General features: G+C 65.6%; 8 protein-coding genes. 6 read left to right on the forward strand and 2 right to left on the reverse strand.

Features of this window, described 5'->3' with window-relative positions; genetic code table 11:
• On the reverse strand, window positions 1-364 hold a 364-nt coding region (locus VGQ94_07485; GenBank protein ID HEV2022356.1), incomplete at its 3' end, for a glutamine synthetase beta-grasp domain-containing protein.
• 185 nt (window positions 365-549) lie between these two features.
• Here VGQ94_07485 and VGQ94_07490 point away from each other — a divergent pair.
• From VGQ94_07490 to VGQ94_07505, 4 genes are all read left to right on the forward strand, one after another.
• On the forward strand, window positions 550-1,992 hold the full coding sequence (locus tag VGQ94_07490; protein HEV2022357.1) for a pyridoxal-dependent decarboxylase: 1,443 nt from the start codon (window positions 550-552) through the stop codon (window positions 1,990-1,992).
• Window positions 1,993-2,000: 8 nt separating this feature from the next.
• Entirely contained in the window at window positions 2,001-2,900 is a 900-nt protein-coding gene (locus VGQ94_07495; GenBank protein ID HEV2022358.1) for a LysR family transcriptional regulator, read from the forward strand.
• Between the two features lie 4 nt (window positions 2,901-2,904).
• The gene (locus VGQ94_07500) at window positions 2,905-3,933 is read left to right on the forward strand and encodes a hypothetical protein (GenBank protein HEV2022359.1); all 1,029 of its coding nucleotides are present in this window, start codon (window positions 2,905-2,907) and stop codon (window positions 3,931-3,933) included.
• Between the two features lie 89 nt (window positions 3,934-4,022).
• Window positions 4,023-4,580: an arginine decarboxylase, pyruvoyl-dependent gene (locus VGQ94_07505; protein HEV2022360.1), complete on the forward strand. Its 558-nt coding sequence runs from the start codon at window positions 4,023-4,025 to the stop codon at window positions 4,578-4,580.
• A 15-nt stretch (window positions 4,581-4,595) separates the two neighbouring features.
• Here VGQ94_07505 and VGQ94_07510 read toward each other — a convergent pair whose 3' ends face one another.
• Window positions 4,596-5,663, reverse strand: coding sequence for a deoxyhypusine synthase family protein (locus VGQ94_07510; protein ID HEV2022361.1), 1,068 nt, complete (start codon window positions 5,661-5,663; stop codon window positions 4,596-4,598).
• Window positions 5,664-5,783: 120 nt separating this feature from the next.
• Between VGQ94_07510 and VGQ94_07515 the strand changes: the two genes are divergently transcribed.
• Together VGQ94_07515 and VGQ94_07520 are read left to right on the forward strand one after the other, a co-directional pair.
• Window positions 5,784-6,692: a carbon-nitrogen hydrolase gene (locus tag VGQ94_07515; GenBank protein ID HEV2022362.1), complete on the forward strand. Its 909-nt coding sequence runs from the start codon at window positions 5,784-5,786 to the stop codon at window positions 6,690-6,692.
• Window positions 6,692-7,144, forward strand: a 453-nt coding sequence (locus VGQ94_07520) for an agmatine deiminase family protein (GenBank protein ID HEV2022363.1), incomplete at its 3' end; no start/stop codon positions are given. The genes VGQ94_07515 and VGQ94_07520, both read left to right, overlap by 1 nt.

Below are 7,144 nucleotides of genomic sequence, written 5' to 3' on the forward strand. Positions count from 1 at the left end.
TGCCAGTGGAGGAGAGGTACATCTCCGCCTTCTTGGCGATGTAGCGCGGGTCGCGGTCGTACCGCTGCTTGGTCACGGGGTCGATGACGTCGGCCACCATCACCAGCGTGGGCACTTCGGTGAACGGGTCCGGGATGAACCAGGTCGCGTCCGGGATGAGCAGCATGTCGCTCTCGTGGATGGCCGCCCAGCCGCGGATGGAGGAGCCGTCCATGCCGAACCCGTCCTCGAACGACGCCTCACTGAACTGCTCGATGGGGAACGATACGTGGTGCCACAGCCCCGGGATGTCGGTGAACCGCAGGTCCAGGATCTTGATGTTGTTCTTCTTGATAAACTCCATTACCTGCTTGGGATCGGCCATAAACGCTCCTTTGCGTCGAACTTGAGATTTAGTTGTGGTGGAATCCGGCTGATACGTACTGTCCAGTTTTTTCCTGTACAGGACGCGCACCCAGACTACGGGCTTTCTCTCCCGGCGTGAAATTGATAGTTTTTATGGGCTCCATAACTTCGGCTTATGACCTCAGAACCCAAAATAGGAGTCCCGTGCCCGACAAGCCGCACATGAGCCCCATGACCCACATGACCAACGAAGAGTTCCGCAAGCAAGGCCGCGCCGCCATCGACTGGATCGCGGATTACTACGAGCGCGTGGCTTCCCTGCCCGTGCTCTCGCAGGTGAAGCCCGGCGACATCTACCGCTCGCTCCCCGCCCAGGCGTCCGCGAAAGGCGAGCCCTTCGAGCACATCTTCCGCGACCTGGACGAGAAGATTCTCCCCGGCATCACTCACTGGCAGTCGCCCAACTTCTTCGCCTACTTCCCCGCCAACAGCTCCGCGCCCTCGGTGCTGGGCGACCTCTTGTCCTCCGGCCTCGGGGTCCAGGGGATGCTGTGGGCCACCAGCCCCGCTTGCACCGAACTGGAGACGCGGGTGCTGGACTGGCTGGTGGAGATGCTCGACCTGCCGCGGACGTTCCTCTCCACTGGCCGCGGCGGTGGCGTCCTCCAGGACACGGCTTCGAGTTCGACGCTCTGCGCCCTGCTGGCCGGCCGGGAGCGTGCCACCGCTTTCGCCTCCAATGAGACCGGATGCGACGGCAAGCTGACGGTTTACGCCTCCACCCAGGCGCACTCTGCGACGGAGAAGGCGGCGAAGATAGCGGGCATCGGCGCCAAGAACGTGCGGAAAATCGAAGTGGACGCCAACTTCTCGATGCGACCGGGTGCGCTGGCCCGCGTCATCGGCGGGGACAAGCTGGTCGGAAAGCAGCCGGCCTTCGTCTGCGCCACGGTGGGAACCACTTCCAGCATGGCCATGGACCCGCTGGCGGAGATCGGCGCCATCTGCCGCGAGAACAACGTCTGGCTGCACGTGGACGCAGCCATGGCCGGCACCGCCGCCCTCTGCCCCGAGTTCCGCCACATCCATCGCGGCTTGGAGCTAGCTGATAGCTACTGCTTCAACCCTCACAAATGGATGCTCACCAACTTCGACTGCGACTGCTTCTACGTCGCCGATCGCAAGGCGCTTATCGATACTCTGAGCATCCTGCCCGAATTCCTGCGTACCAAGGCGACCGAATCCGGCGCCGTCTTCGACTACCGCGACTGGCACATCCCGCTGGGCCGCCGCTTTCGCGCGCTCAAGCTGTGGTGCGTCATCCGCCACTACGGTGTGGAAGGCCTGCAGGCGATGGTGCGCAACCATGTCGCCCTGACGCAGCAGTTCGCCGGCTGGGTGCGCGCCGACTCGCGCTTCGAGCTCGCCGCGCCGGTCAGCCTCAATCTGATCTGCTTCCGCCTGAAAGGGACGGACGACCAGAACCAGCAGCTGATGGATCGTCTGAATTCGAGCGGCAAGCTCTACCTCTCCCACACCCGGCTCGACGGCAAATTGACCCTTCGCTTCTGCGTAGGCCAGACGTACACTGCCGAGCAGCACGTCCACGCCGCCTGGGACGAAATCCAGCGGACCGTGGAATTCTGAAATCTTCTATGGATTTCGACCAACTGGAAACATTCCTCGAGGTAGCGCGGCACGCGAGCTTCTCGCGCGCGGCGGAGAAGCGCTTCCGCACGCAGCCCGCCATCTCCGCCCAGATCCGCGCGCTCGAGGAGGAAGTGGGCGCGCGCCTCCTCGACCGCTCCGGAGGCCGCGTGGCGCTCACCGCCCCGGGCAAGGTCTTCCAGCGCTACGCCGAGGAAGCGCTGGAATCGCGCCGCGCCGCGCTGGCCTCCGTGGGCGAGATGGAACGCGTCCCCCGCGGCGAGATCGTGGTGGGCGCCAATGAAGCCACCTGCCTGCACATCCTTCCCGAGGTCTTCGCGGACTTCAAGAAGCAGTACGCCAGCGTCGCCGTGAGCATCCATCGCTCCGAGCGGGCGCGCATCATGGAGGCCATCATCGACAACTCGGTGGACTTCGGCGTGGTCTCCCTGCCGGTCGCCGACAACCGCTTGACCGTGGTTCCCATCCACCGCGACGAGCTGGTAGTGATCGTGCCGCCGCGGCATCCCCTGGCCAAACGGAAAACCGTGGCGGTCGCCGACGTAGTGAAGTATCCGCTGCTGCTGCCCAAGGTCGGCCGGACGCGCGACGCCATCGAGAATCTCTTCCACGAACGCCAACTGCGGCCCAACATCTCCATGGAGCTCGATTCCAGCGAACTCCTGAAGCGCTTCGTGGCCGCCGACGTTGGCGTGGGGTTCATCGCGCGTTCCAACGTCGTCGAGGATGTGCGCGCCAAGGTGCTGGCCGCCGTGCCCCTGGCCGACGCCCAGATCAAGCGCGACCTGGCCCTGGTCTTCCGCAAGGACAAGGCCCTCAGCCGCGCTGCCCTCGCCTTCATCGACATCGCCGTCAAGCTCAAGCCGGCCCAGCAGCAAGTGGGGTGACCCCATGGGCTTCGTGGGCAGCGTCGGCAGGTTTCCGCTGGCGATGGCGCTTACCTATTTGCCGGCGTCCTGGCGCCACAAGCTCAACCTGCTGGATGTGGGGGACCTGCGCACTCCCGCGCTGATCTCCGGAATCCTGCAGTTCGTGGGACTCGCTGTCTTCATCATCCTGCGCTGCCCGGCCTTCGTGAACAGCACCATGGCCACCGGGGGGATGGAGAAGGCGCAATTGGGCGCCATGGAAAAAGGCGGCGAGACCGCGGTCATGGGCTTCGGGCTGGTGCTGCTCGCCGCCTACCTGGTTCATCCCATCACGCTGCTGCTGGATTACTTCTGTCTGGAAGGATTCGTGCGCGCCCTGGCGGCGCTGGTCACCTGCGAGGTAGTGCCGACGCTGCCGCTGGTGGGCGCGGCCTGGGCGCTGGGGCGTACCCAGGCGGCGGCGGCCGAGAAGGCCATGGGGCCGCGGATCGTGGACCTCGTCCAGCCGGGCGACGGCACTCTCTACCACCTGCTCATCGCCAGTTGCCGTCCCAAGGAGGGCTGGGACCGCCTGATGACGGTTTCCTACCAGGAAAAGCTCTACGAGGTCACGCGCCAGGAAGAGGGCCTCCCGCCGCGCCGCTTCCTCTACCACCTGCGCCGCAAGCCCGAGGGCAAAGTGGTGCGCGGCCTGTATCAATACGACCCCACCGAGGTGCTCCGCCTGACGCCGGAGGAAGAGGACGAGGGCGAGCGGCTCTCCCTGAAGGCGCGGGTCGCCAAGTCCCTCCAGCGCGAAGCCCCGCTGGTGGCCGACCTGGTGGAGCCCGGCGACGCCGCGGAGTTCGACCTGCGTATCGCCAGTTGCCGGGAGAAGTTCTGGGACCACCTGATCACCCTCTCCTACGGCGACCGCCTCTACGAGGTGGCGGAGGAACGCCAGGGCGAGCCTCCCCGCCCCTTCCTGTACCTCCTGCGCTTCCACCCTGCCAACAAGGTGGTGCGCCGCATCCACCACTACGACCCCAACGAGACCCTGGCGCAGAAATAGCTGCGCCGCCCGGATTTTTTCTGTTGCGGGCTTCCCCGCTGTGTTAGATTTTTTGTCTTCGCTACTGCTGGCTCGAGGAGGAGTCGGAATTGGGCAAGGACATGGTCCCCAAGAGGATCTTCCTCACCAAGGGAGTGGGCAAGCACAAGGAACGCCTCACCTCCTTCGAGTTGGGACTGCGCGACGCGGGCATCGCCTCGCAGAACCTGGTGCGTGTCTCCTCCATCTTCCCGCCCCATTGCAAGCTCATCGCGCGCTCCCAGGGATTGAAGTACCTGCATCACGGCGAGGTAGTCTTCGCGGTGATCGCCGAGAACTCCACCCGCGAGCCCCACCGGCTGATGGCCTCCGGCATCGGCCTGGCCATCCCCGCCGATCGCTCCACCTACGGCTACCTCAGCGAGCATCACTCCTTCGGCGAGACCGAAGACGCCGCCGGCGACTACGCCGAAGAGTTGGCCGCCGAGATGCTCGCCACCACCCTCAACGTGGACTTCGATCCCGAACGCTCCTGGGACGAGAAGAAGGAGATCTACCGCATCTCCAACAAGATTGTGCGCACCCTGAACGCCACGCAGTCGGCGGTGGGCGACAAACGCGGCTTGTGGACCACGGTGATTGCCGCGGCGATTCTGATCTTTGATTGATTGCCAGATCGCAGATTACTTCTTCTTCGCCAGCCGCTCCAGCACCGCCGCCACGATGATGGGCAGGCCGACGGTCGCGTCCACGAACACCTCGCCGAACTTCCCGCCTTCGGCCGGGGGAACGAACTTCCCCCAGGAGATGGCTTCGCTGTAGGGGCTGCCGGAGAGCCCGCCCCAATAGACCGGCTCCGGGCAGATGCGCAGGCCGTAGTGGTAGCGCTTGAGGGGGACGTCTTCGCCAGCGCGGCGGTTGCGCAACTCCACGTAGGGCCCGAACTGCTGCGCCCAGTTGCGCGGCACCCCGCCGCCGATGGTGAAGATGCCCAGCTTCTTCTGCGCCAGCAGCGTATCGGCGAAGTACTCGAGATCTTCGAAGGGGTCGAAGCGCAGCTTGGGCTGGCCGTCTCGCATGCGGATGCGGTTGCCCAGCGCCACGTCTAGGCCCAGTTCGGAGTCGGTGAATGCGGGCACGAACACCGGGACCTTCTTCGCGTGGGCCGACTTCAGGATGCCGCGTCCTTCCGCGTGCTGGGCCAGGTACTCGCCGATGGCCCGGTTCAGCTTCCAGGAGCAGAGGATCTCCTTCGGGTCCCACAGCTTTAGGACTTCGAAGAGGACGGCCTCCACGTCGTCCAGATTGCGTTCCGGCTCGAGCGTGTCGTAAACGCGGTTGTAGCCGGCGTTGTAGAGCTCGACGTCGTCCATTCGCGGGTCGTAGCGGAAGTGCGAGCGCCCGGTGGCCTCCACCAGCCCGTGCGCCATGAGCGCCCCGGTGGAAACGATGCAGTTGACGATGCCGTGGTCGATCAGGTCGGTGATCACCAGGCCCTGCTTGGCCACGGTCAGCGCGCCCGCCAGGGTCATGACCACGAAGCAGTCCTTGTCGCGGGCCATGGCCTCCAGCACGTCCGCCGCCTCGCCCAGTTGCCGCCCGGTGAAGGCCGTCTCTGCCATGCCGCGCACTAGATCGTCGATGGAGCGCACCTTCGAAAGGTCCAGGGGGAAGATCGGCTGCAGGTGGTCTGCGACGGGGTCGTGCAGCTTGCGCTCCTTGCCGGAGCCTTCGGTGTGCTTCGTGGTCACGCGCTTCTCCCTGCCTGTGGACTGGATGCGAGCCAGAACGGACTAGGAAAGCTACCGCCTCCCGGAATCTTCGTCAATGCCGACTTCCTGGGACGACTTTCCGCTGCTATTCTTAGCGGCATGGCGGAGCATCCGCAGAAATTCAAGGTCGGCCTGGTGCAGATGTCCTCGGGTCCCGACCCGGCGCTGAATCTAAAGAAGGCGGTCGCGCGGGTGCGCGCGGCGGCCAAGCGCGGCGCGAAGATCGTCTGCCTGCCGGAGCTCTTCCGCACCCAGTACTTCTGCCAGCGCGAGGACGCCGCGCTCTTCGACCTGGCCGAGCCCATCCCCGGCCCCACTACCAATGCACTGGCCGAGGTCGCGCGCAAGGAGAAGGTGGCGATCATCGCCTCCGTCTTCGAGAAGCGCGCCGCGGGCATCTACCACAACACCGCAGCGGTGCTGGACGCCGGCGGCTCGCTGGTCGGCATCTACCGCAAGATGCACATCCCCGACGATCCCCTCTACTACGAGAAGTTCTACTTCACCCCCGGCGACCTCGGCTTCCGCGCCTTCGACACCGCAGCGGGCAAGATCGGCGTCCTCATCTGCTGGGACCAGTGGTATCCCGAGGGCGCGCGGCTCACCGCGCTCCAGGGCGCGCACATCCTGTTCTATCCGACCGCCATCGGCTGGCATCCCTCGGAGAAGAAGAAGTACGGGAAGAGCCAGCACGACGCCTGGCGCACCATCCAGCGCTCGCACGCCATCGCCAACGGGCTATACGTCGCGGTGGTGAACCGCGTCGGCCACGAGAACGGGAACGTGAACGGCAAGACGGCCAGGGGCAAGGGCCTCGAGTTCTGGGGCGGCTCGTTCCTGTGCGACGCCTTTGGCTCCGTCGTCGCCGAGGCTTCGCACAGCAAGGAGGAGGTGCTGGTCGCGGAGGTGGACCTGAAGAAACTCGAGGACGTTCGCCGCAACTGGCCCTTCCTGCGCGACCGCCGCATTGATACCTACGCTCCCATCACCCAGCGCTTTATCGATTGATGACCGACCCGCACGCTTCCCTCGCCCCCTCCGCAACTCCCGCCGCCCTCGGCTACCGCATGCCTGCGGAGTGGGAACCGCACGCCGCCACCTGGATCGGGTGGCCGCACAACCGCACCGACTGGCCGGGGAAGTTCGAGGCCATCCCCTGGGTGTACGCGGAGATCGTTCGCCACCTGGTGGCCGGCGAGCGCGTCGAGATCCTGGTCCAGAGCAGCACGGCCAAGCGCAGCGCTTTGGAGGTGCTTCGCCGGGCCCACGTCCCGCTGGTCAACGTCCGCTTCCATCCCTGGCCGACGAACCGCGGCTGGACGCGCGATTTCGCTCCCCTGTTCGTCTCCCTCAAGCGCTCCGGCGCGGCGCGGGTGCGCCGGCTGCCTGGCGTGACGCCGCCCTCGGCACTGGCTCTGGTGAAGTGGCGCTTCAATGCCTGGGCCAAGTATCCCGACTGG

This window comes from Terriglobales bacterium (assembly GCA_035937135.1).
In the GTDB taxonomy this organism is placed as follows: Bacteria; Acidobacteriota; Terriglobia; order Terriglobales; family Acidobacteriaceae; genus DASYVL01.